Annotated in this window: 26 protein-coding genes; 20 read left to right on the top strand and 6 right to left on the bottom strand. The window is 43.7% G+C overall.

The features are described 5' to 3' along the window. The first annotated feature begins 65 nt into the window (after nucleotides 1-65). Complete coding sequence (locus JOD03_RS02845) at nucleotides 66-1,007, top strand: MBL fold metallo-hydrolase (RefSeq protein ID WP_204589288.1); 942 nt, start codon at nucleotides 66-68, stop codon at nucleotides 1,005-1,007. Further along, nucleotides 1,000-1,752 (top strand): SDR family NAD(P)-dependent oxidoreductase, encoded by a 753-nt coding sequence (locus tag JOD03_RS02840; protein ID WP_204589287.1) that lies wholly within the window; start codon nucleotides 1,000-1,002, stop codon nucleotides 1,750-1,752. Before JOD03_RS02845 ends, JOD03_RS02840 begins: the two co-directional genes overlap by 8 nt. A gap of 23 nt (nucleotides 1,753-1,775) precedes the next feature. Here the strand turns inward: JOD03_RS02840 and JOD03_RS02835 are convergent, their stop codons facing one another. The 3 genes from JOD03_RS02835 to JOD03_RS02825 form a co-directional block, all read right to left on the bottom strand. Beyond that, on the bottom strand, nucleotides 1,776-3,299 hold the full coding sequence (locus tag JOD03_RS02835; protein WP_204589286.1) for a solute symporter family protein: 1,524 nt from the start codon (nucleotides 3,297-3,299) through the stop codon (nucleotides 1,776-1,778). After that, nucleotides 3,296-3,634: a DUF485 domain-containing protein gene (locus tag JOD03_RS02830; protein WP_204589285.1), complete on the bottom strand. Its 339-nt coding sequence runs from the start codon at nucleotides 3,632-3,634 to the stop codon at nucleotides 3,296-3,298. Before JOD03_RS02830 ends, JOD03_RS02835 begins: the two co-directional genes overlap by 4 nt. Before the next feature lie 175 nt (nucleotides 3,635-3,809). Further along, nucleotides 3,810-4,835, bottom strand: a complete 1,026-nt coding sequence (locus JOD03_RS02825; protein WP_204589284.1) for an NADH:flavin oxidoreductase/NADH oxidase — start codon at nucleotides 4,833-4,835, stop codon at nucleotides 3,810-3,812. 117 nt (nucleotides 4,836-4,952) lie between these two features. Here JOD03_RS02825 and JOD03_RS02820 point away from each other — a divergent pair, with 117 nt between their 5' ends. The 12 genes from JOD03_RS02820 (at nucleotide 4,953) to JOD03_RS02760 (ending at nucleotide 18,114) form a co-directional block, all read left to right on the top strand. Next, complete coding sequence (locus JOD03_RS02820) at nucleotides 4,953-5,732, top strand: polyphosphate kinase 2 family protein (RefSeq protein ID WP_204589283.1); 780 nt, start codon at nucleotides 4,953-4,955, stop codon at nucleotides 5,730-5,732. A 90-nt stretch (nucleotides 5,733-5,822) separates the two neighbouring features. Then, nucleotides 5,823-7,031: an argininosuccinate synthase gene (locus tag JOD03_RS02815; RefSeq protein ID WP_204589282.1), complete on the top strand. Its 1,209-nt coding sequence runs from the start codon at nucleotides 5,823-5,825 to the stop codon at nucleotides 7,029-7,031. Then, nucleotides 7,028-8,398 (top strand): argininosuccinate lyase, encoded by a 1,371-nt coding sequence (argH, locus tag JOD03_RS02810; RefSeq protein WP_204589281.1) that lies wholly within the window; start codon nucleotides 7,028-7,030, stop codon nucleotides 8,396-8,398. Before JOD03_RS02815 ends, argH begins: the two co-directional genes overlap by 4 nt. A gap of 923 nt (nucleotides 8,399-9,321) precedes the next feature. Next, on the top strand, nucleotides 9,322-9,828 hold the full coding sequence (locus tag JOD03_RS02800; RefSeq protein WP_239584757.1) for a type I restriction-modification system subunit M N-terminal domain-containing protein: 507 nt from the start codon (nucleotides 9,322-9,324) through the stop codon (nucleotides 9,826-9,828). Nucleotide 9,829: 1 nt separating this feature from the next. Further along, on the top strand, nucleotides 9,830-10,459 hold the full coding sequence (locus tag JOD03_RS02795; RefSeq protein ID WP_204589280.1) for a hypothetical protein: 630 nt from the start codon (nucleotides 9,830-9,832) through the stop codon (nucleotides 10,457-10,459). A gap of 67 nt (nucleotides 10,460-10,526) precedes the next feature. Beyond that, complete coding sequence (locus JOD03_RS02790) at nucleotides 10,527-10,790, top strand: hypothetical protein (protein ID WP_204589279.1); 264 nt, start codon at nucleotides 10,527-10,529, stop codon at nucleotides 10,788-10,790. Between the two features lie 828 nt (nucleotides 10,791-11,618). Continuing rightward, nucleotides 11,619-12,869, top strand: coding sequence for a Y-family DNA polymerase (locus JOD03_RS02785; RefSeq protein ID WP_204589278.1), 1,251 nt, complete (start codon nucleotides 11,619-11,621; stop codon nucleotides 12,867-12,869). Nucleotides 12,870-12,975: 106 nt separating this feature from the next. After that, nucleotides 12,976-14,736, top strand: a complete 1,761-nt coding sequence (locus tag JOD03_RS02780; protein WP_204589277.1) for an ABC transporter transmembrane domain-containing protein — start codon at nucleotides 12,976-12,978, stop codon at nucleotides 14,734-14,736. After that, nucleotides 14,729-16,516: an ABC transporter ATP-binding protein gene (locus tag JOD03_RS02775; protein ID WP_204589276.1), complete on the top strand. Its 1,788-nt coding sequence runs from the start codon at nucleotides 14,729-14,731 to the stop codon at nucleotides 16,514-16,516. Before JOD03_RS02780 ends, JOD03_RS02775 begins: the two co-directional genes overlap by 8 nt. A gap of 79 nt (nucleotides 16,517-16,595) precedes the next feature. Further along, entirely contained in the window at nucleotides 16,596-17,306 is a 711-nt protein-coding gene (locus JOD03_RS02770) for a cytochrome c biogenesis CcdA family protein (protein ID WP_204589275.1), read from the top strand. 12 nt (nucleotides 17,307-17,318) lie between these two features. Further along, nucleotides 17,319-17,648: a thioredoxin family protein gene (locus JOD03_RS02765; RefSeq protein WP_204589274.1), complete on the top strand. Its 330-nt coding sequence runs from the start codon at nucleotides 17,319-17,321 to the stop codon at nucleotides 17,646-17,648. Continuing rightward, nucleotides 17,641-18,114, top strand: coding sequence for a CcdC family protein (locus JOD03_RS02760; RefSeq protein WP_204589273.1), 474 nt, complete (start codon nucleotides 17,641-17,643; stop codon nucleotides 18,112-18,114). The genes JOD03_RS02765 and JOD03_RS02760 overlap by 8 nt, the downstream gene beginning before the upstream one ends. A gap of 16 nt (nucleotides 18,115-18,130) precedes the next feature. On the opposite strand, the gene JOD03_RS02755 is transcribed toward JOD03_RS02760, so the two are convergent. Further along, complete coding sequence (locus JOD03_RS02755; protein ID WP_204589272.1) at nucleotides 18,131-18,586, bottom strand: DUF2621 family protein; 456 nt, start codon at nucleotides 18,584-18,586, stop codon at nucleotides 18,131-18,133. 106 nt (nucleotides 18,587-18,692) lie between these two features. On the opposite strand from JOD03_RS02755, the gene JOD03_RS02750 reads away from it, so the two are divergent. The 5 genes from JOD03_RS02750 to JOD03_RS02730 all read left to right on the top strand — a co-directional run bounded on the left by JOD03_RS02750 (nucleotide 18,693) and on the right by JOD03_RS02730 (nucleotide 20,730). Next, nucleotides 18,693-18,908, top strand: a complete 216-nt coding sequence (locus JOD03_RS02750) for a DUF1659 domain-containing protein (RefSeq protein WP_204589271.1) — start codon at nucleotides 18,693-18,695, stop codon at nucleotides 18,906-18,908. A gap of 21 nt (nucleotides 18,909-18,929) precedes the next feature. Continuing rightward, entirely contained in the window at nucleotides 18,930-19,142 is a 213-nt protein-coding gene (locus JOD03_RS02745; protein WP_204589270.1) for a DUF2922 domain-containing protein, read from the top strand. Nucleotides 19,143-19,194: 52 nt separating this feature from the next. Continuing rightward, entirely contained in the window at nucleotides 19,195-19,332 is a 138-nt protein-coding gene (locus JOD03_RS02740; RefSeq protein WP_204589269.1) for a YvrJ family protein, read from the top strand. A 65-nt stretch (nucleotides 19,333-19,397) separates the two neighbouring features. Continuing rightward, nucleotides 19,398-19,970: an SCO family protein gene (locus JOD03_RS02735; protein ID WP_239584756.1), complete on the top strand. Its 573-nt coding sequence runs from the start codon at nucleotides 19,398-19,400 to the stop codon at nucleotides 19,968-19,970. Between the two features lie 79 nt (nucleotides 19,971-20,049). Then, a complete protein-coding gene (locus tag JOD03_RS02730; RefSeq protein ID WP_204589268.1) occupies nucleotides 20,050-20,730 on the top strand; it encodes a lytic transglycosylase domain-containing protein in 681 nt (226 codons plus the stop codon). Between the two features lie 28 nt (nucleotides 20,731-20,758). Here JOD03_RS02730 and JOD03_RS02725 read toward each other — a convergent pair whose 3' ends face one another. Beyond that, nucleotides 20,759-21,010 (bottom strand): GlsB/YeaQ/YmgE family stress response membrane protein, encoded by a 252-nt coding sequence (locus JOD03_RS02725; RefSeq protein ID WP_204589267.1) that lies wholly within the window; start codon nucleotides 21,008-21,010, stop codon nucleotides 20,759-20,761. Between the two features lie 88 nt (nucleotides 21,011-21,098). Beyond that, nucleotides 21,099-21,641 (bottom strand): cysteine hydrolase family protein, encoded by a 543-nt coding sequence (locus JOD03_RS02720; RefSeq protein WP_204589266.1) that lies wholly within the window; start codon nucleotides 21,639-21,641, stop codon nucleotides 21,099-21,101. A 233-nt stretch (nucleotides 21,642-21,874) separates the two neighbouring features. Between JOD03_RS02720 and JOD03_RS02715 the strand changes: the two genes are divergently transcribed. Then, a complete protein-coding gene (locus JOD03_RS02715; protein WP_204589265.1) occupies nucleotides 21,875-22,366 on the top strand; it encodes a DinB family protein in 492 nt (163 codons plus the stop codon). Nucleotides 22,367-22,450: the final 84 nt, after the last annotated feature.

Below are 22,450 nucleotides of genomic sequence, written 5' to 3'. Positions count from 1 at the left end.
TACTAGTGACGTCATATTGCATTCATAGTACACTATGAATAACCATTCATTTTAGGAGGCCCAAAATGATTCATACACTAACACTTCCGACTCCTTTTGCTGTTGGAGATGTGCACAGCTATTTGCTTAAAGGGGACTCCTTGACACTTTTTGATGTCGGTCCAAAAACGGAACAAGCTAGGCAACTACTAGAGGCCCAGCTGAAAGATCTAAACGTGGCTCCAACTGATATCGAACAAGTCGTGTTAACGCATCATCATCCAGACCATTCCGGTTGGACAGAGCTTTTTGAGAATGCCTCGTTGCTGGGTCATGCATACAATGATGTGTGGTTTAAACGAGATCAAGCATTTTTTTCCTATCACGACGATTTCTACCTTGAACAATTAAAAGAGGAAGGCGTTCCAGAACACTATCATCATTGGATTGAAAAGATGAGACGGCCAATCCAATTGATGGGAAATCGTCCTTTAGATGGTATTCTTCAAGACGGTGAAAAGTTACCAGGACATCCGGACATCATGGTGCTCGAAACACTTGGACACGCCCAAAGTCAATTATCTTTTTACAATGAAAAGACAAACTGGATGATCGGTGGGGACCACGTGATTGCACATATTTCTTCGAATCCATTGATTGAACCACCCCTCTTAAAATCATCCGGACGACCGAAAGCATTGTTGCAGTATAATGCTTCTTTAAAACGTATGCTCGATTATCCGGTAGAGCAAATCTACAGTGGGCATGGAGATGTTGTAAAAGATGTGCACCCGCTCATTACATACCGCCTCGAGAGACAGCATCAGAGAGCGATGCACGTCCAAACTTTGCTAGGAGATGAATCACTCTCCATCTTTGAATTGACGAAGCGTCTCTTTCCAAAAGTTTACGAAAAAGAACTTGGATTGACCCTGTCTGAGACAATCGGGCAAGTCGACTATCTTTCGGATCTTTCACTAGTAGAAGAAGTGACGAGTGAAGGGGTGATTTATTATCGTAATGCCTAAAAAAGTACTAGTGACAGGCGGTACTAGTGGTCTTGGTCTCTACGTCACGCATCAACTAGTAAAAAGAGGATACAAAGTGACGGTAACAGGGCGTAATGCAGAGGCACTTGCTGATTTACAAACAGTCGGAGTTCGTGCGGTGGCATGGAATATGACGCTGCAACATGAACAGACAGACTGGCCACTTGAATTACTTGAAACAGATTATGATGTTGTGGTCATCAATGCGGGGGTGGGATTTTTTAAAACACACGACACGCTAACACCTGAGGAAATTCGTGAAATGCTAGTGATCAATGTAGAGCTACCGATGTTGCTTGCTCGCTACCATAGTCCGTTCATGCAACAAAAGAACAAGGGGCTGTTACTTTTCATCGGTTCACTAGCAGGTCGAATGGCCTCACCTAAAGCAAGTGTGTATGCTGCCTCAAAACACGCGTTAACTGGTTACGTTCAAGGTCTTCGCATGGAGCTGATGGACTCAGGAGTGGACGTTAGTATCGTGCAGCCAGGACCAATCGATACACCCTTTATCGATAAAACAGATCAATCAGGTGGTTATAAAAAAGCGCTAGGAAAACACATTCTCTCAATTGAACAAGTGGGAGACATTGTCATGCAGCAGCTTGACTCTCCAAAAGGAGAAGTACTGGTACCTGGTCATCTTGGTGCGGGTGCAAAGCTTGCGCAACTTGCCCCGCTGCTATTTGAACGGTACGGTAAACGCATATACGCAAAAAAGTAGAGAGCCGAGGCCCTCTACTTTTTTTATTTCAACCCAATGGTTGCTTTAACATCGACTTCGGCATATTTTTTCAAATCAGCACGTTGCCCAACGAGTGTTCCGATCCATCCTCCTAAGAAACCAGCTGGCACGGAAACAAGTGCAGGGTTTGTAAGAGGGAAGAGAGGTTCACCAGTGAATAGCATCGACCCATCTGCCGCCCATAAGTTCGGGCTTAAAATTACAAGGATAAGTGCTGTCACAAGACCTGTAACAATAGCAGCCAGTGCACCTGTTGTTGAGAAACGCTTCCAGTAGATGGTGTAAATAATCACCGGCAGGTTAGCGGATGCTGCAATACAGAAAGCAAGAGACACAAGGAATGCAACGTTCATGTTTTGAGCGCCAAGTGCCAAAATAATCGAGATAACAGAAACTGCGATCGATGCACTACGTGCTGCAATCATCTGCTCTTTTTCAGTCACTTTTCCTTTTTTAATGATTTGTCCATACAAGTCATGTGCAAATGCAGAGGCGCCGGAAAGCACAAGCCCTGCTACTACAGCTAAGATGGTTGCAAATGCGACAGCCGATACAAAGGATAGCAACAAGTCGCCACCGAGTGCTTCTGCAAGGAGAGGAGCTGCCATATTTCCAGCTGCATTTGCTGCTACAATCTGTTCAGAACCTACAAATGCCGCTGCGCCAAAGCCCAGGAAAATCGTCAAGATGTAGAAAATTCCTACAATCCACGTTGCATAGACGACAGAACTGCGTGCGGTTTTTGCATCTTTTACTGTAAAGAAACGCATCAAGATGTGCGGTAGCCCTGCTGTACCTAGTACAAGGGCAATCATCATAGAGATTGTATCAATTCCATTTGTATAGCGAACACCTGGGTGTAAATATGCTTCCCCGTGTGCTGTCGCTGTTTTCATCTCCGAGAACATCCCTAAGATGTTGAAGTTGAATTTCCAGAGAACGAGGAAAGAGATCACAACTGTTCCGACCATCAAAAGAACAGCTTTGATAATCTGGACCCAGCTGGTTGCAGCCATTCCACCGAACAATACATAAATTGTCATCATAGTACCGACAATCAAAACAGCAATCCAATAATCAATGCCAAGAAGTAATTGAATAAGTGCACCGGCACCTACTAACTGTGCAATCATATAAAAAAGTACGATGGTGATTGTGCTGACCGCTGCTGCGCCCCGTACTTTTTTCTGATTGAAGCGCGCAGCAATCATATCAGCAAGTGTGTAGCGACCAAGATTTCGTAATGGTTCCGCTACGATGTATAAAACAACAAGGTAGGCAACCAAATAGCCGATGGAGAAGAAGAATCCGTCGAAGCCAAATAATGCAATAGCTCCTGCAATTCCTAAGAAAGACGCGGCCGATAAGTAATCTCCGGCGATGGCGATTCCATTTTGCCATCCTGTCAGGCCACCTCCTGCAGTATAGAATTCACTGGCAGAGTTCGTGCGCTTTGAAGCAAGATATGTAACGTATAAGGTCAACCCGACGATAGCAACGAAGAAAAAGATTCCTACTCCACTCATCGTGTCACCTCACCAACTGCATCTTCTTTGATCTTTTCGGCCTCTTTATCAAAGCCATTTGCTTTTTTAACGTAGATCATGCAAAGTGTCCAGGTCATAATAAACAACAGGAATGAATAAATCCATACAAGTGAAATATCACCAATTACAGGGGTGTTTAAAATCGTCGTGTACGAAGTCAGGATGGGCAATGCTAGATACGCTGTTAAAAAGAAAATCGAAATACCTACTATGAATTTGTTTTTTCGTTTCTTGAGAGATTTGAAGTTATTCTGTTCAGAAATCTCTTCATATGGATACTCTCGGGTGTAACCGCTTTCTTTGATAGGTTCCATAAACTGCCTCCTTTTCTATAATGATTCAGTATAATGAATAATTAATCAGAAAACAATGAATAGTTCAAAAACAGAACCTTCTACTTACTTTGAATTCAAGGGTTGGTACTATAGGCCGATATTACTAAAAAATTGCAATAAAAAACCCTCACAACCATCATGTGAGGGAAAGAACTTAAAAACCGCGTTCGTAGGCTTTTGGCGGTACGACAGAACCTGTTAATTGTTCTTGTGCATGAAGGGCCCAATATGGATCACGGAGTAATCCGCGACCAATTGCAACAAATTCTGCATCGCCTTCTGCAATTACTTTTTCTGCTAAGATTGCATCTTCTAAACGCCCTACAGCAATCACAGGAAGTTCGAAAGCTTTTTTATACGCACGTGCAAACCCAACTTGGTAACCAGGTTCATTCGATGGCTTTTTCTGTCCAGGAGGTGCTTCACCACCACTTGAAATATGAAATACATCCACGCCTGCTTCTTTATAACGTTGTGCAATGTCTAGTGCGTGCTCCAAATCATAGCCGCCATCCATATACTCTATCGCTGACATTCGGAAGATAAGCGGCATGTCTGCTGGCATGACCGATTTGACTGCTTGAATCACTTCGACTCCAAAGCGGGCAAGGTCAATTCCATACTCATCCTGTCGCTTGTTGATAGCTGGAGAATGGAACTGGTGGATCAAATACCCATGTGCGCCGTGCAGCTCAATCGCATCATACCCAGCTGCTATCGCGCGTTCAGTTGCCTTTTTAAATTTGTTTACCATCTCGTGTACTTCTTCCGTCGAAAGGGAACGAGGGGTTTTCCAGTCCGCATCCGTTGTTACGGGAACTGTAGAAGAGGAGACCGGTTGTACAGCATCTGTTGCTTTGCGTCCAGCGTGTGCAATCTGGGCGGCAATTTTTGCTCCATTTTTCTTTACACAGGAAACAAGGCGAGCATGTGATTCAATATGTGCATCGTCCCATAATCCTAAATCACGATTTGTGATGCGTCCGTCTGGTTCGACATCTGTCATTTCGACGATAACGAGCCCGACGCCGCCGACCGCACGCGATGTGTAGTGCACAAGATGCCAGTCCTCAGGGTGACCATCCTCTGCCTCAACAGAATACTGACACATTGGTGCCATGATCACTTTATTTTTAAGCTCGAGTTTACCAAGCTTTGCAGGTTCAAATAATTTCGACATATCTCATCACCTTTCTCGGGTATGTTGTTATTATTCCGCATTCTATGAACTTTTTCAAAGATTAGCTACCGAATTTTCAGAAATCACTTATAATAGGGAGAAACTGGAGGTGTCTGAATGAAAGTGCAGTTAAATAACATCCCGAAAAAAGAAAATACGTTATCAAAAGAAGACTATAAGGTGGAACTGAAAAAACTACAATATCATCTGTTAAGTTTGCAACTCACACTCCGCAAACAGCAAGTCGGTTTGATTTTTGTATTCGAAGGAATGGACGCTGCAGGAAAAGGCGGCGCCATCAAACGATTGACAGAGCGACTTGATCCCCGTGGATTTATCGTGCATCCCATTTCTGCATCTCGTCCACACGAAAAACGGTATCATTATATGCACCGCTTTTGGCGAAAATTGCCGATGCATGGACAAATCAGCATTTTCGACCGCTCTTGGTACGGCAGAGTATTAGTGGAACGCATCGAGAAATTTGCAACGAAGCAAGAATGGAAGCGTGCATATAATGAAATCAATGAGTTTGAACGGCTATTGAGTGATGAGGATTATATTCTCGTCAAATACTGGCTTCAAATTTCAAATGATGAACAACTCAGCCGCTTCATCAAACGAAAAAACGATCCTTTCAAACAGTGGAAATTAACAGACGAAGATTGGCGTAATCGGGACAAATGGGACCAGTATGTAGAAGCAGCACAAGACATGTTGGAAAAAACCGATTCAGAGCACGCCCCATGGTTTGTTGTGGCAGCTGATGACAAAAAACATGCACGGTTGCAAGTTTTGAAGAAGGCAATTGATACCATCGAAGCGGAATTGTCTCGCCGTGGAATCGAGTTTCCACCGATTCATGACAAAGAGCTGTCACAAATTATTGGTGAATAAATAATTAAAGTGTTGTATTTTTATAACCTCCATGCTAGTATATGCATATTGATAAATCATTATGCATAAAAATACATGGAGGTTTTTAGTATGAAAAAAGTTGTCTTAGCGTACTCCGGTGGTCTAGATACATCGGTTGCCATTACATGGTTGAAGGAGCAAGGATATGAAGTAGTGGCTGTCTGCCTAGATGTTGGGGAGGGTAAGGACCTCGATTTTATTAAAGAAAAAGCATTGCTTGTCGGAGCCACTGAGAGCTACGTGATTGATGCGAAAGAAGAGTTTGCGACGGAATATGCACTTACGTCTATGCAGGCTCATACATGGTACGAGCAAAAGTACCCACTTGTCTCTGCACTTTCTCGTCCTCTAATTGCAAAAAAATTAGTCGAAGTAGCAGAGCAGGTCGGAGCAACTGCCGTTGCACACGGATGTACAGGTAAAGGAAACGACCAAGTACGTTTTGAAGTTTCGTTCCAGGCCCTTGCACCACACCTAGAAGTAATTGCTCCGGTACGTGAGTGGTCATGGAGCCGTGATGAAGAGATTGCCTACGCAAAAGAAAAGAACATTCCAATTCCTATTAATCTCGATAGCCCGTTCTCCATCGATCAAAACTTATGGGGACGTGCTAACGAATGTGGCATTCTAGAAGATCCGTGGGCGGCACCACCTGAAGACGCATACGATTTAACGAATGCACTTGAAAACACACCGGATACACCGGATGTGATTGAGATTGAATTTAAACAAGGAGTCCCTGTCGCGTTGAACGGGCAAGAGTATCTCTTGAGCGATTTGATTCAAGAATTAAACAAAGTGGCTGGTAAACATGGTGTTGGACGTATCGATCACGTCGAAAACCGTTTAGTTGGTATTAAATCACGTGAAGTGTATGAGATTCCAGGAGCGCACACACTTTTAGTGGCGCATAAGGAGTTAGAAGATATCACACTTGTCAAAGAGCTTGCACATTTTAAGCCGGTGATGGAGAAAAAATTGACAGAACTCATCTATGAGGGACTTTGGTTCTCGCCACTTCGCACGGCATTACAAGCATTTTTGAAAGAAACGCAACAGTACGTGAACGGAACGGTTCGTGTGAAATTGTTCAAAGGGCATGCGATTGTCGAAGGCCGTAAATCTCCAAATTCATTGTATGATGAAAAGCTTGCGACGTACTCAACAGACGATGCATTCAATCACGCTTCGGCAGTCGGTTTCATCGAACTATGGGGTCTTCCAACAAAAGTACATGCAGTCGTGAACAAACAACAGGAGCAGAAGGTGACAGTATGACGAAATTGTGGGGAGGGCGCTTTCAACAGACGGCAGAGGAATGGGTCGATGATTTTGGTGCATCGATCCACTTTGACCAAGCGCTCGTTTTAGAAGATATTACTGGAAGCCTTGCACATGTTCAGATGCTGGCAGAGCAAAGCATTCTATCGCGCAGTGACGCGGAGAAAATCATGGACGGACTTCTAACGCTTCAAGAGAAAGCAAAAAATGGAGAACTTACTTTTTCTGTTGCTCAAGAAGATATCCATTTGAATCTAGAGAAACATTTGATCGATTTGATTGGTCCAGTCGGCGGGAAGCTTCACACAGGACGCAGTCGAAATGATCAAGTCGCTACGGACATGCATCTCTATTTAAAAACACGTACGGAAGAAATCATTGTGCTTATCGAAGACTTTCAAAAGCAATTGGTTTCTCAAGCCGAGCAGCATATTGAAACGATTGCACCAGGATATACGCACCTGCAGCGAGCCCAACCGATTTCTTTTGGTCATCACTTGATGACATATTTTTGGATGCTTGAACGTGACAAAGCGCGTTTTCAAGATGGCTTGAAGCGTACGGACTTGTCGCCACTTGGTGCCGGTGCACTCGCTGGCACGACATTTCCGATTGACCGTGAACGCACAGCAGAATTATTAGGTTTTTCCGGTGTCTACGAAAACAGTTTAGACGCTGTCAGTGATCGTGATTTCATCGTTGAATTTTTGAGTGCTTCGTCACTTCTCATGACGCATCTTTCTCGTCTTGCCGAAGAAATCATTTTGTGGTCGAGCCAGGAGTTTTCATTTATTGAATTATCGGATGCGTTCTCAACAGGGTCGAGCATCATGCCGCAAAAGAAAAATCCGGATATGGCAGAACTGATCCGTGGGAAGACGGGACGTGTGTACGGGAATCTCTTTGGGTTACTGACCGTGTTGAAAGGATTGCCGCTCGCCTACAACAAAGATATGCAAGAAGATAAAGAGGGAATGTTCGATACAGTTCAAACTGTCACAGGTTCATTGAAGATTTTTGCTGGAATGATTCAGTCGATGACAGTGCGCACGGAAACGTTAGAAGCCGCTGTCGAATCGGATTTCTCCAATGCGACAGAGCTTGCAGATTATCTGGCAGCAAAAGGTATGCCGTTTCGTGAAGCACATGACGTGACCGGGCGTCTCGTGTTTTATTGTATCCAGCAAGGCATTTTCTTAAAAGATGTGCCACTTGCAACATATAAAGACTACTCGTCTTTAATTGAAGACGATATCTTTACAGCACTTGCACCGCGCGAGGCCGTCCGCCGCCGTAACTCACTTGGTGGAACAGGCTTTGAGCAAGTCGGTCTTCAAATTCAGAAAGCAAAGGCGTTACTTTAAGTTTTTAAAACTCCTCCAGAAAGAAGACGGGAAGGGTGAGGTGCTTGTCCCCGCTATTCTTTTAGTCTTTGATATTTTGAACTCCTTCAGAAAGAAAGATGGGAGGTGAGGTGCCTGTTTTAGACTCAATTCTGGCAGATGATGAGACTCAGTTCGAGACGAAGTCGAAGAAGTGTGGCTCTTCAACTGCCAAGCTAGAATTGTGGCTGTGACAGGCTCCGTATGAAAGGAAAAAAGCACACCGATAGAAATTTCTTCTACAACCCGAGGTTTGATTCTGTCAAAGAAATAAAAACCAACAGTGGCCGATTCGCTTTTTGAGCGAATCGGCCACTGTTCTTCTTAGTTCTCCACATAATCAACCTCAGACAGCAGACCAAACACATATCGGTACTTCTTTTTACTGAGAAGTGGCAAACACTCATAAATTCGAGTCGGCTCTGCCTCTACCTTTATATCTAGATACTCAAGCATTCTCTCTGTAAGTATCTTGGGGCGGGCTGTGCTAACGCAAGGCCCGATTCATTGTTCGTATAATCACAGTCTAGGACAGCAAGTTTAGACAAACAGACAAGTTACTTTTCAGATTTCTACACACTTAAGAGTCCTCTGCATTTAAATTCATCCAAAAAGAAAGACGGGGGGTGAGGTGCCTGTTTTAGACTCAATTCTGGCAGATGATGAGACTCAGTTCGAGACGGAGTCGAAGAAGTGTGGCTCGTCAGCTGCCGATCTAGAATTGTGGCTGTGACAGGCTCCGTATATCTTAATCTAAGATAGTGCTAACAAATTGTGAGCCTCAATGGTCTATCTGCACTTCCAAACACCTCCTAATTTCACTTTACACCTAGTAAAGCGCTTACCGAATAGGTAAAATGAAAGGGAATACATACAAAACTAACAACAAGAATGAGGTATACTAGATGATTAATTTTCAAGATAAAGTAAGCTTTATCTGGTCAATCGCTGAAGTATTACGCGGACCATACAAACCAGAAGATTACGGAAAAGTGATTTTACCACTTGCCGTATTACGTCGCTTTGACTGCGTACTCGAAAAAACTGGCGGCTCTGAACTTGATCCACAAAAACATGGTGCTAGCGGGGCAGTAGAAGACGAGAAAGTTCGCTTGTCTTCAATTCTCGAAAAATTAAACGACCGATTTGGTACAGAGTTTTCAGAGACTGACTATCTATCACGTGAACAAGTAAAGGAAGATATTTTAAATAGTGATGACATACGTCAAAAAGCTAAAAACAATACAAAAGAAAACTTTAAGTTTGCATTTGAACGCACCTTTATGGACTTTGTCATTGATCGTATGAACACCAACCAAGACTTCTTCATGAAAATCCTTGAGAACCCTGAATTTAAAGCCTATATCATGGAGGATATGATGAATGAAGTGTATGGTGAGGTGAATTCATAATGTGAAAAGTTCAAACAGTCATGTGCCGAAAAATATTGTGTTTTTTGAAGATAAAGAGGCAATGCTCATTAATGATGTTATAGAATTTGACGATAAACAACTAACCCAAATTAAACAGATTTCAAGTGCACATACTAAATTTGAACTGAATGAAATGGATAATGGCTTCAATTTAAAAGACCTAACGTCAGAACAAAAAGCAACCATTCTTCAAGAAAAGAAGAACATTGTAATTTCTGGAAAAGAAGACCCCCAAGAACTATTCGATAAAAAATTGGTTTATCTTACTTTTCATGCTCTTGAGCGTAGCTTCCAACGAGTTCAACAGGAAGTTGCGAATATGGATATTTATATTATTGAGAAAATTATCGAGTCTAATAAAGTTCTGAAAGCACAATACAAAGGGTTCCCTCAACTTTCTTACACACTTCAAACAAAAAATGAAAGTGAAAAATTTAATTCTAGTATTAGCTTTGTCATTCATAATGGGATCGCTCGCAATATTAGGGTAATAACCGTTAGTTTGACAGAATTTAGTGATACTAACACTTTAGGTAAGTCGCGTTCTAATCAATATTTAAGTGATAATCCATTATTAAAAGAGCTTTTGGAGCGACTCTCTACAGATTAAAATCTAACTGTGTGGGTATAAAATATAGTATAATTACTTAAAATAACAAAGTAAGGGGTGAGACATCATGCGTACTACTTTATCGAAGAGTTCTTCTGCTAAGGAGGAAAAAAGGTTGGCACCGGATATACCGATAGTAAAAGATTTAGTTTGGAAAATCTCTGGTACAGAGTACACTATAAAAAATGTCCCTGCCTATGAAATGAATGCCGATGGTCGTGAATTTGTAGATATGAAAATTGTTAATCTTTTATCAATGGTTAGAAATCTTATGTATGCGGATGAAATACCTCATACTGTAGATTTCAATGATATTGCCGATTTAGTCTAAACTCTATCCCATGAACTTTTTAAGTTCATGGGACTTTTTCTTTTTATACGGAGCCTGTCACAGCCACAATTCTAGAGCAGCAGTTCAGGAGCCACACTTCTTCGACTCCGTCTCGAACTGAGTCTCCAGAACTACCAGAATTGAGTCTAAAACAGGCACCTCACCCGGGGTCTTCTTTTCTTGAGGAGTTTTAAATGATAGTGACCAGAAAAAATATGTTCTTTCAAAAGTTACTTGTCTGTTTCTCTCAACTCGCTGTCCTATACTGTGGCTATCAGCTCGATGAATCGGGCCTTGCGTTAGCACAGCCCGCCCCCAAACAAATCATAGAGAGAAAGCTTGAGTATCAAGATAGGTAAGATAGAGGCAAAGCCGACTCGAATTAGTGATTGAATACAACTTCTCAGTAAAAAGAAGTGCTGATAGACGTTTGATCTGTTGTCAGAGGTTGATTTTGTTGAGAACTAAGAAGAACAGTGGCCGATTCGCTCAATAAGCGAATCGGCCACTGTTGGTTTTTATTTCTTTAGACAGAATCGAACCTCGGATGACAGACAAATGCTCTATCGGTGCGTAATCATACGGAGCCTGTCACAGCAACAATTCTAACGCGGCAGTTCAGGAGCCACACTTCTTCGACTCCGTCTCGAACTGAGTCTCCAGCCCTACCAGAATTGAGTCTAAAACAGGCACCTCACCCCGGTCTCTTTTTTTCTTGAGCAGTTAACCCCGACAAATTTTTCCTCGATCAAAAAACATTCCGCACTAGATTAAGAACGTGTGTTCGGTGTATACTAAATCAAACTAGAATAGAAAGGCGGAATTGTTATGTATGAACTACTTGAACCGCGCAAGATTCTTTGCATCGACATGCAAAGCTTCTTTGCAAGTTGTTCTGCAGCCGTCTATGGCCTCGATATCCAACAAGAAGCCATCGCCATCGTTGGCAACCTCGAACAAAAAGGAAGTGTCGTCCTTGCCGCTTCTCCGAGAATGAAAAAACAATTTGGCGTCAAAACCGGTACACGTCGGTTTGAAATTCCAAACCACCCCGCAATACGCATCATCCAGCCGCAAATGGAGCTCTATGTGAAAGTCTCAGCAGAAATTACCCGTTACTTAAATCAACTCGTCCCGATGGAATCCCTTCATGTGTACAGTATCGACGAAAGCTTCATTGACTTAAAAGGCACCGAAAAACTATGGGGTGACCCGTGGGATGTCGCTCGCAAAATTCAAGATGATTTGAAGCGTCAATTTCAAGTCCCTTGCAGCATTGGCATTGGACCAAATATGTTGCTTTCCAAACTCGCACTTGACCTAGAAGCGAAAAAAACTGGCATTGCCGAGTGGACCTACGAAGATGTTCCAGAAAAACTCTGGCCCGTCTCTCCTCTGAGGGAAGTATGGGGAATCGGCACTCGAACGGAAGCTACACTCAACGCTATGGGCATTTTCACAGTTCGCGACCTTGCTCACACCCCGCTCGAGCAACTCGAAGCAAAATTCGGTGTGATGGGGAATCAACTGTATCACCACGCGTGGGGGATTGATCTATCTGAAGTCGGTGCACCCATCATGGAAGGACAGATCAGTTACGGCAAGGGGCAGATCTTGTTCCGCGACTACAACTCCAAAAAAGAAACGATGGCCGTCGTACTCGAAATGACAGAAGACGTGGCACGCCGCCTGCGAGAAGCAGGGAAGGTCGGTCGCACGATGCATATGAGTATCGGCTACAGCAAATTCGGCGGGTTCAGTCGCTCTCTATCGATTGACGAAGCTACCAACCGAACATCTGTCATCTACGCTGCATTTGACCGCTTGATGGACACTTTTTACGATGGCAGTCCCGTGCGTAGAATCGCACTCTCTGTCAGTAACATCGAGGAGGACGATTCCCTTCAATTAAATTTATTTACCCACACTGAACAGATCCGCGAGCAACGGCTCGGCCAAACAATCGATGCACTTCGTAGAAAATATGGTTCGACCGCTGTTTTACGTGCCGTATCCTATACAGCGGACGGTACAGCGCGTTACCGAGCAACTCTTCTTGGCGGTCATAAAAAGATATGATATTTCTATTTTCGAAATTATTTCAGTTGTTCGTCTTCCGAAATGTTTGAAGATTTGCTAAACTAAATAAGGTTTTTAAATTGTACGAGAAAAGGGGAACGAACACATGAGGGTATTTTTAGACCTTGCCTGGTTCTTTAAAGAGAGAAAATGGCACTACGGACTCGGCGTCGTCATGCTGCTGTTTGTGGCATTCTTGACACTGATTCCTCCGCGCATCATCGGAGAAGTCGTCGATGCCATCAATGAAGAACGGCTTACATCACAGCTACTCATGCAGTGGCTCGGTTTACTTGCAGGGGCTGCACTACTAATGTATATTCTCCGCTACTACTGGCGAATGATGATCTTCGGCTCAGCAATTTTGCTTGCTCGTCGTATGCGTCAGACATTGTTTCACCATTTTAGCCGGATGTCCCCTTCGTTTTATCAAAAACGACGCGTCGGAGATTTGATGGCACATGCAACGAATGATTTGTCGGCTGTGCAACAAACAGCAGGGGCAGGCGTGCTGACACTCGTTGATTCACTAGCAACTGGTGGATTTGTGATTGCTGCGATGGCCATCACCATCAACTGGAAGCTGACATTGATTGCCTTACTACCAATGCCCATCATGGTACTGACAACTAGTTATTACGGACGATTGTTACACCAACGCTTCCGTTTTGCACAAGAAGCGTTCTCTGACCTGAACGACAAATCCCAAGAAAGTATTAGTGGAATCAAGGTCATTAAGACGTTCGGACAAGAACAAGAAGATACGGAAGACTTTAAACGTCTGTCACAAGAAGTCGTCGATAAGAACATCCGTGTAGCAAAAGTCGACTCATTGTTCGACCCAACGATTTCACTCATCGTTGGAGCATGTTTCTTCTTAGCGATCAGCTTCGGTACCCAGTTCATCTTAGCGGATGAGATGACAATTGGAGACCTTGTAGCATTCAATACGTATCTTGGCTTACTCGTGTGGCCGATGCTAGCGTTTGGTTGGTTGTTCAACATCGTAGAGCGTGGCCGTGCTTCGTATGAGCGCATCCAGCAACTGCTATCGGAACCAGTCGACATTGATGACCGTGTTGGCGCACTGGAAGTCAAACCTCAAGGTAAAGTAACATTTGCGATTGATGCGTTCTCATTCCCAGGGGATGAGCGTGTGGCCCTTCGTGACGTCCATTTCACATTGGACCGCGGGGAGACATTAGGTATCGTCGGACGAACTGGCTCCGGAAAGACGGCGATTCTAAAACTGTTGATGCGTGAATTTGAAGGATATAAAGGAAGTATCACATATGGCACACACGATATTCGTGATTACAAAAAAGAGAGTCTGCTTGAAGCGATCGGCTACGTTCCACAAGACCATTTCTTATTCTCAACGACAGTTGGGTTGAACGTTGCATTCACAAATGTCAAAGCAAGCCAACAAGAAATCGAACGCGCGACAAAGCTTGCAGCGATTCACGAAGACATCACACGGTTCACGGATGGGTACGACACCATTGTCGGTGAACGAGGCGTCTCTCTGTCCGGTGGTCAAAAGCAGCGTATTTCGATTGCCCGCGCGCTCATGATGCAACCAGAATTGTTGATACTCGATGACTCCTTGTCAGCGGTGGACGCAAAGACGGAAGAGGCCATTTTAGAATCACTAAAAGCAGAGCGAACAGATGAAACAACGATCATCACATCACACAGACTAAGTGCCATTCAACATGCACACCAAATCATCGTGATGGAAGACGGGACCATTAAAGAAAAAGGGACCCATGACGAATTAATGGCTCAACAAGGCACGTATTTCGAGATGTACCAGCTCCAGCAGCTCGAGTCACTCGTAGAGCAAGGAGGCGACATCCATGGATGAGAAAATGCCCAAACTGACCGGGAAAATGCAGTGGCAAGTCGTAAAACGTTTACTACGCTATTTACTCCCACATAAAAAGATGTTGGCGATTGCCCTCGTTCTACTTACTTTGACAGTCGTAGGAGATCTGGTCGGGCCCTATTTAATTAAAATCTACATCGATGACTATTTAACAGTCGGTTCGTTCCCGCAAGCAGCCATTATTGGGCTTGCTGCAGGATATCTTTTCATTCAGATCAGTAATGTCGTGATCAGCTATTTCCAACTGATGACATTCCAAAAACTTGCATTGAAAATTATCCAGACGATGCGAATCGATGTCTTCACGAAGGTACAGGGGCTTGGCATGCGCTATTTCGACCGCACGCCTGCCGGAAGCATCGTATCACGTGTCACGAACGATACAGAAGCCATCAAGGATATGTTTGTCAGTGTACTTGTCGGATTCGTCCAAGCCGGATTCTTGATCATCGGGGTCTACATTGCGATGTTCTTGATTAATCCGCAACTCGCACTGATGGCGACATTGTTGTTACCGATTTTAGGATTTATCATCTACACGTACCGTAAACACAGTTCCGTCGTCTACCAAGACCTTCGCGAACGTCTTTCGCAACTCAATGCAAAACTTGCAGAATCCATTTCTGGAATGGGCATGATCCAAGCATTCCGCCAAGAAAAACGTTTGAGAGATGAATTCAGCGAAATCAATGACAAGCACTTCCAAGCAGGAGGCCGCAATATCAAGCTCGACAGTTTGCTTCTTCGTCCAGCCATCGATTTGGTGTACGCATTGGCTATTATCCTGGTATTGAGTTATTTCGGAATCACGTCTTTCTCGAACCCGGTTGAAGTCGGGGTGATCTATGTATTTGTTGCCTACATCGACCGTTTCTTCGAGCCGATCAATCAAGTGATGCAACGACTTTCGATTTTCCAGCAAGCTATCGTTGCTGCTTCACGCGTATTTAAACTGATGGACGAAGAAGATATGGCACCGGCACAGGCGAACAATCCTGCTGCCAAAATACTCGACGGAAAAATCGAATTCCGCAATTTGACGTTCTCGTATGATGGACGCCAAGACGTACTGAAGAACATTTCGTTCACTGCGGAGCCTGGACAGACGGTCGCCTTAGTTGGGCACACCGGAAGTGGGAAGAGCTCGATCATCAATTTGTTGATGCGGTTCTACGAATACGAAAACGGGGAAATCCTCATCGATGGACATTCTTTAAAAGACTTTCCGATGAGTGAGTTACGAAAGAAGATGGGGCTTGTGCTCCAGGATCCATTCTTATTCTACGGCGACATTGAAAGCAATATTCGCCTCCATGCACCAGAGATGACGAGCGCACAAGTGCGTGCTGCTGCAGAGTTTGTGCAAGCGGACAGCTTTATACGCGCACTGCCAGATGGGTATCAGCAAAAAGTGACAGAGCGCGGATCAACATTCTCAAGTGGACAGCGCCAACTGGTTGCGTTTGCGCGCACCATGGCAACAGACCCGAAAGTATTGATTCTAGATGAAGCAACAGCCAACATCGATACCGAGACAGAAGTGGCGATTCAAACGAGTCTTGAGAAGATGAGAAAAGGCCGTACGACGATTGCTATCGCACACCGACTCAGCACGATTCAAGACGCAGAACTGATTCTTGTTTTGCACCAAGGAGAGATCGTTGAACGCGGCACGCACCAAGAACTGATTCGTCAAAAAGGGCTCTATCACAAAATGTATCAGCTTCAAAATGGAATTGTCGAAGAACAAATGTCATAAAACTGTCATGAGCAAGAGTAGGGTGTAAAGAGGAAAAGTCTGATACGATGGATGTAGTTTAGCTGAAAGGGTGATTTTTTTGGCAACCGATGTGACCATCTGGCTTGCTTTTGGTGCAGGTTTCTTGAGCTTTGTCTCCCCGTGTACCTTGCCTCTTTACCCGGCTTTCTTGTCCTATATAACAGGGATGACGATTGAAGAGATCAAAACAGATAAAAAGAAAATGCAACGAAGAGGGATGTTCCATACATTGTTCTTCTTGCTTGGTTTTTCCGTTATATTTATAGCATTAGGTTTTGCAACAACGTGGCTTGGTACATTCTTTATTCAATACGGTGACCTCATCCGTCAAATCGGCGCTATTTTGATTATCGTATTTGGATTACTTGTCGTAGGAATCTTTAAGCCGGAAATGCTGATGTCTGAAAAACGACTACAATTTAAGAATCGACCTTCTGGTTATTTAGGCAGTAGTTTGATCGGGATAGCGTTTGCAGCTGGATGGCAGCCATGTACAGGGCCGATCCTTGCAGCGGTTCTTGTAATGGCTGGATCAAACCCTGAACTTGGTGTGTGGTATATGGTCGCCTACGTACTCGGCTTTGCCATTCCATTCTTCTTGCTATCCTTCTTTGTGACACGCACGGACTGGATGCGCAAAAACAGTGCAAAATTTATGAAGGTCGGCGGGTACATCATGATTGCACTTGGTGTAGTGTTATTCTTTGACGGACTGACATGGATCATTCGTGTGTTAACACCAATCTTCGGTGACTTTACAGGATTTTAAGGAAGTGGAACTATGAAAGACATTCAATCATTCGATGCGTGGCAAGAGGCGTTCGAGTCGAACCCAAAAGGACTGCTGTTTGTGAAGACAGACGGTTGTTCCGTCTGTGAAGGCTTGCGTCCGCAAGTAGAGGCTATTGAAGACGACTATCCAACAGTTCCATTTTTTAAAGTGAATATCGCCCAAGTACCAGAAGTGGCCGGTCAATTATCACTTTTCACAGCACCCGTCGTGATTTTATGGGAGTCCGGAAGAGAAGTGCAGCGTTTTGCGAGATTTGTTCCGATGCAAGAACTACAATTTCGATTAAAGTTGCTTGACGGAGGATCTGCTGATGTTTGACTTTATTTCTGAAGAACTGCTTGTGACCTTGTCACTTGTCAGTGCAATCGTGATGGGGACGCTTCTTACAATCGTCCGCAGTCGCGCTGCGAAAAAGCCAGCGAGTGCAAAAAAGATTTTGCTACCACCGCTATTCATGTCTACAGGAGCGTTGATGTTTTTGTTTCCATTCTTCCGTGTCCCGTGGATCAACGTACTGGAGGCACTGGCAGTCGGCGTATTGTTTTCATTTTTACTTGTTAAAACGTCCAATTTTGAAAAACGTGACGGCGAAGTTTACCTAAAACCTTCGAAAGCGTTCATTTTTATTTTATTTGGACTTCTCGGTCTGCGGATCGTACTCAAGCTTGTACTAAGCAGCGAAATCGATGTCGGTGAACTAAGCGGCATGTTCTGGTTACTGGCATTTGGAATGATTGTGCCATGGCGATTGATGATGTACAAAAAATACAAAGCTCTGACTTAAAAAAAGACCGTATCACTCAGTTTTTGAGTGGTACGGTCTTTTCTTGATGAAAATACACTTCATACGGTGTCAAATCGATTTCTAATTCATCCATCTTTTTACGCAAGAATTTGTGATCGCGTTTGGGAGTCGCTAGAATATACCCACGGATTAATAATTCTTGCGTGATGGCGTCGGCATTTTCTTCTAATGCCAATTGTCCAATACGTCCTGCAATCTTTTGTTTGGCAACTGGGCGGAAAATTTCCGGAACCGGTGCCACGAGTTCGTTCAATAATGCTTTTTGTTCTTCAGACCATAGATGAATCGTCTTATCAACATAATAAGATTCCCAATCCAGGTCGGATTTACCGTCTTCTTTCGGGAGTGCCTTTAAAAACTTGCGGAACATGAAATAGCCACCGATTGCCATCAACGTGATCAAAACGACGACCCAAAATAGGATAAACCATAAAAACCAGCCTTCTAACACAGTTGTTCACCTCGAGTTAAGTATACAAGGTTCTTGAAGAAAATTCACCTCGAGGTATCCCTTTTTTCACGTGCGCTCTATATAGCGTATGAAGGAGGTGATACACATGGCATCGTATCAACTTAGAAGTGCGTCATTCCGCCTCGTCTATGATGACGGAATGACAGGAGATGGCAAGCCGAAACGTCACACGAAGAGTTATACAGGGATTGATTCGTCTCTACCTGCAGATCAGCTGTTCCAAGCAGCTGTCACAATCTCTTCACTTTCAGCAAAAGAATTACTCGCAGCACAAAAGCAAGAAATGGAAGAAATTATCTAACCAAGAAGGGAGGCCCTTTAAATGGCCAAAACATTACAACTTGAATTCGGCAACGCTGCGGGCAAGAAAGTAACAGTAGCTGTCGAAGAGCCACGCGACAACTTGACGGTACCAGAAGTAGAAGCCGCGATGCAACAAATCATCACGTCACAAGTGTTCTTGATCGACACCAATCCAGTGACAGAAGCCGTGTCCGCTCAAATCGTCGACCGCAACGTCCAGCAGTTATTTTAACGAACTTCCCTCCTCCGATTCGGGGGAGGGTTTTTTAAAAGGAGGAGACTATATGGAGCAATGGATCGCACTTGTGCAAGAGATCGGCTTTCCCGTCGTGGTGTCGTTTTACTTACTACATCGAATCGAATCACGACTTGAAGCCATTCGAGATGTACTAGTGGCAATCAACCCTGTCACAAAAGTGTAAGAATCAAACGATTGAACACTCCTCATCCCTCGGCTATCATTAGAAAGAGACGAGGAGTGATTCAGTTGAAGAAGATTGCAGTAGTAATGAGTCTTGTCATGTTGTTACTGGCTGGTTGTGGTGGCTTTGAAGCACAGACGGACTGGGAAGTAGATTCGTTCTCGGTGACCAATCACCGTGGGGAGGACGTTTCTCTTGAAGATTTAAAGGGGACCATCTGGCTCTCGACCTTCATTTTCACGAATTGCAATACCATCTGTCCACCGATGACCTACAACTTGACAGATATTCAAGAAGAACTTGAAGCAGCGGGTGTGGAAGAGTATAAAATAGTAGCGTTCAGTGTGGACCCAGCTGTTGATACACCGGAAGTGCTTACTTCTTACTTAGAGATGTATGATGTTGCGGATGAGTCGAAATGGGAATTGTTGACGGGCTACGACCAGACGTTTATTTCACAACTTGCACGGAACTCGTTTAAAGCCATTGTACAAAATGATCCGAATTCAGACCAAGTCATTCATGGAAGCAGTTTCTACCTTGTTGATCAAGAAGGGATTGTCGTGAAGAACTATAGCGGTGTGAGCGAAGTACCCGTTGAAGAAATCGTTGAAGATATGGATGCATTATCAAATTAAGACTGTCCCGTAGCGGGCAGTTTTTTTATTTGAAAGTTTATAGTATGATGGGACAAGCGAAATGAAAAGGTGAACGGATATGAAAAAACAACAAAAATCCAAATTAAAATCACGCATCTACTTCCGTTTGTGGGCACTTCTCTTGTTTTTGCCTATCATGGTTGTAGCCTATTTTATAAGCGTTATTGGCTGGCATGAGCTGCGGAATATCGCATGGACTCATGAGATCGGCCAATTTGTCGACTCAAAAGTCATCGAATTCCGCGATCCCGAAATTCCTGAGGAGTACGTTGCGGTCTATCAATCTGCAGAACTTGAATACGGCGTGCCGTGGCAACTACTTGCTGCCCATCACCGGATTGAGACGCGTTTTTCAACGATGGATCCACTGTTGTCACCAGTTGGTGCAGAAGGGCATATGCAGTTTATGCCATGTACATTTGTTGGCTGGACGCATCCGACGTGCGGGGGACTAGGGGAAGGGGAGATTCCTGAAGAGGAAAAGACAGATCCTGAAGTGATTGCGTATTACGGGGGATATGGTGTGGATGGAGACGGGGATGGCATTGCTGACCCGTACAATATCACCGATGCGGTCTATAGCGCTGCCAATTATTTAGGATCAAACGGTGCTGCAGACGGAGACTTGGAATCAGCCATCTTTTTATACAACCGCAGTGATCAATATGTAGCGGATGTCCTTCATTTTTACTCCTTGTACAAAGAAAACTATCCTGAACAAGTCACCCAAGCCAAGTAAAAGCCTCCCAGATTCGGGAGGCTTTTCATTATGCTTTACGCATAGATTTTAAAATGAATGATACGATGAACACTACGATAATAGCACCAATCAATGCTGGAATAATCGCGATGTCCGCTATTACAGGACCTAAATCAGGGAAGAGTAGTCCACCTACCCAAGCACCTACGATACCTGCGATGATGTTTCCGATAATACCACCAGGAATATCTTTACCAAGAATAAGTCCAGCTAACCACCCGATGATACCGCCTACGATTAAGTATAAAATGAATCCCATTTTCCTTCACTCCTTGTCTAATGTTAGTGTATGAGTACACTCTTTAAATAACCTAAGACAAGAAAGTATAAACCTTTTTCTTAAAAAATTATTTTACGACCGCACCTAATGTCGATGCAAAGTGCCGGAGAGCCCATTCGTGGCCTTGTGGATCAAAGGATGCGACTGCATCTTGATGAATGACGATCGAGTATCCGAGATTGTAAGCATCGACGGCTGTATGAAGAACACAGATGTCTGTACAAACCCCTACTATATGAACTGTATCTACTTTTCGCTCGCGTAAGTATTGATCAAGGTTCGTGCCAGCAAATGAACTATAGCGACGCTTGTCCATCCAATAGACGCTCTGCTTATTCGTTTCATAAAATGAAGCAAGTTCACCATACAAATCGCGCCCGGAAGTTCCTTCTATATTGTGTGGAGGAAAAAGTTTTGTTTCCGGATGATGCGGATCATCTTTATAATGTAAATCAACGGGGAACACAATGACTTTATTGCTGCTAGCAAATTCTTCACATAACGCTACGATTTTACCCTCGATCGCTTGTCCTGGTTTGCCACAAGTCAAAGCACCATCATCTGCTACAAAATCTACTGTATAATCAACTACGAGTAAAGCTTCTTTCATTTTTACCACCCTTTCAAAGGAAAATATTTTTCAAATGTTCTGAAAGATTGTATACTAAAAACAAAAGGAGGTACACAACTATGGATCAGGAGATGCATAAGCGTTGGACAAAACACGGCATGTGGTTCGCTGCACTTCACAGTCTGTTCGTTGTTACTCTCGCCTTTGACTTTATTCAATTTTACTAAAAGAGTGGAAGAGCTTTCCACTCTTTTTACTGTGAGGAGATAGTTATGGATACTTTAAAACACTTAAACGCGACACGTGACAAACTGATTCAAGAACTTCATACCGTTTCTGAGCAAGACTTCAATCGAAAACCAGACGCTACTACTTGGAGTCCAAAAGAAGTAAGCGAACATATTGCGTTGATGGATAGGTACATCGCATCCTTGATGAAAAAAGGAAAGACCGAGGAAAAGAAAACAGTTAAAAAACCGATTCGCTTCACAACAGTTCGTAGCCTCAAAGTGCATGCACCAGCACCTGTCGACCCACAGGCTGCCGAGAAGTCAAAAAATGAGATACTCAATCTATTGTTCGAGTCTCGGATGGATGTGCTTGAGATGTACAAGAGCTTTTCACGTGAACAGAAAAAGCAACTCGCGATGAAACATCCTGTGTTTGGCTATCTATCCTTGGAACAATGGTTTGATTTTCTTGGGTACCACGAACTCCGCCATGTGAAGCAGCTACAAGAAGTCCGAAAACAATTAAAGATATAAACAATACTTATCAAGATTTATAATTTTAATGTAATTTACTTATCAATCTAGGTAGCGTATGATTAATAGTGGAGAAAAGCGACA

The sequence above is a fragment of the Chryseomicrobium aureum genome, assembly GCF_016909155.1.
Taxonomy (GTDB): domain Bacteria; phylum Bacillota; class Bacilli; order Bacillales_A; family Planococcaceae; genus Chryseomicrobium; species Chryseomicrobium aureum.
This window is presented reverse-complemented; position numbering and strand designations above follow the sequence as displayed.

Coding starts and splice junctions, on each gene's coding strand:
- JOD03_RS02845 (WP_204589288.1), top strand. CDS start 66: ATGATTCATACACTAACACTTCCGACTCCTTTTGCTGTTGGAGATGTG.
- JOD03_RS02840 (WP_204589287.1), top strand. CDS start 1,000: ATGCCTAAAAAAGTACTAGTGACAGGCGGTACTAGTGGTCTTGGTCTC.
- JOD03_RS02835 (WP_204589286.1), bottom strand. CDS start 3,299: ATGAGTGGAGTAGGAATCTTTTTCTTCGTTGCTATCGTCGGGTTGACC.
- JOD03_RS02830 (WP_204589285.1), bottom strand. CDS start 3,634: ATGGAACCTATCAAAGAAAGCGGTTACACCCGAGAGTATCCATATGAA.
- JOD03_RS02825 (WP_204589284.1), bottom strand. CDS start 4,835: ATGTCGAAATTATTTGAACCTGCAAAGCTTGGTAAACTCGAGCTTAAA.
- JOD03_RS02820 (WP_204589283.1), top strand. CDS start 4,953: ATGAAAGTGCAGTTAAATAACATCCCGAAAAAAGAAAATACGTTATCA.
- JOD03_RS02815 (WP_204589282.1), top strand. CDS start 5,823: ATGAAAAAAGTTGTCTTAGCGTACTCCGGTGGTCTAGATACATCGGTT.
- argH (WP_204589281.1), top strand. CDS start 7,028: ATGACGAAATTGTGGGGAGGGCGCTTTCAACAGACGGCAGAGGAATGG.
- JOD03_RS02800 (WP_239584757.1), top strand. CDS start 9,322: ATGATTAATTTTCAAGATAAAGTAAGCTTTATCTGGTCAATCGCTGAA.
- JOD03_RS02790 (WP_204589279.1), top strand. CDS start 10,527: ATGCGTACTACTTTATCGAAGAGTTCTTCTGCTAAGGAGGAAAAAAGG.
- JOD03_RS02785 (WP_204589278.1), top strand. CDS start 11,619: ATGTATGAACTACTTGAACCGCGCAAGATTCTTTGCATCGACATGCAA.
- JOD03_RS02780 (WP_204589277.1), top strand. CDS start 12,976: ATGAGGGTATTTTTAGACCTTGCCTGGTTCTTTAAAGAGAGAAAATGG.
- JOD03_RS02775 (WP_204589276.1), top strand. CDS start 14,729: ATGGATGAGAAAATGCCCAAACTGACCGGGAAAATGCAGTGGCAAGTC.
- JOD03_RS02765 (WP_204589274.1), top strand. CDS start 17,319: ATGAAAGACATTCAATCATTCGATGCGTGGCAAGAGGCGTTCGAGTCG.
- JOD03_RS02760 (WP_204589273.1), top strand. CDS start 17,641: ATGTTTGACTTTATTTCTGAAGAACTGCTTGTGACCTTGTCACTTGTC.
- JOD03_RS02750 (WP_204589271.1), top strand. CDS start 18,693: ATGGCATCGTATCAACTTAGAAGTGCGTCATTCCGCCTCGTCTATGAT.
- JOD03_RS02745 (WP_204589270.1), top strand. CDS start 18,930: ATGGCCAAAACATTACAACTTGAATTCGGCAACGCTGCGGGCAAGAAA.
- JOD03_RS02740 (WP_204589269.1), top strand. CDS start 19,195: ATGGAGCAATGGATCGCACTTGTGCAAGAGATCGGCTTTCCCGTCGTG.
- JOD03_RS02730 (WP_204589268.1), top strand. CDS start 20,050: ATGAAAAAACAACAAAAATCCAAATTAAAATCACGCATCTACTTCCGT.
- JOD03_RS02725 (WP_204589267.1), bottom strand. CDS start 21,010: ATGGGATTCATTTTATACTTAATCGTAGGCGGTATCATCGGGTGGTTA.
- JOD03_RS02720 (WP_204589266.1), bottom strand. CDS start 21,641: ATGAAAGAAGCTTTACTCGTAGTTGATTATACAGTAGATTTTGTAGCA.
- JOD03_RS02715 (WP_204589265.1), top strand. CDS start 21,875: ATGGATACTTTAAAACACTTAAACGCGACACGTGACAAACTGATTCAA.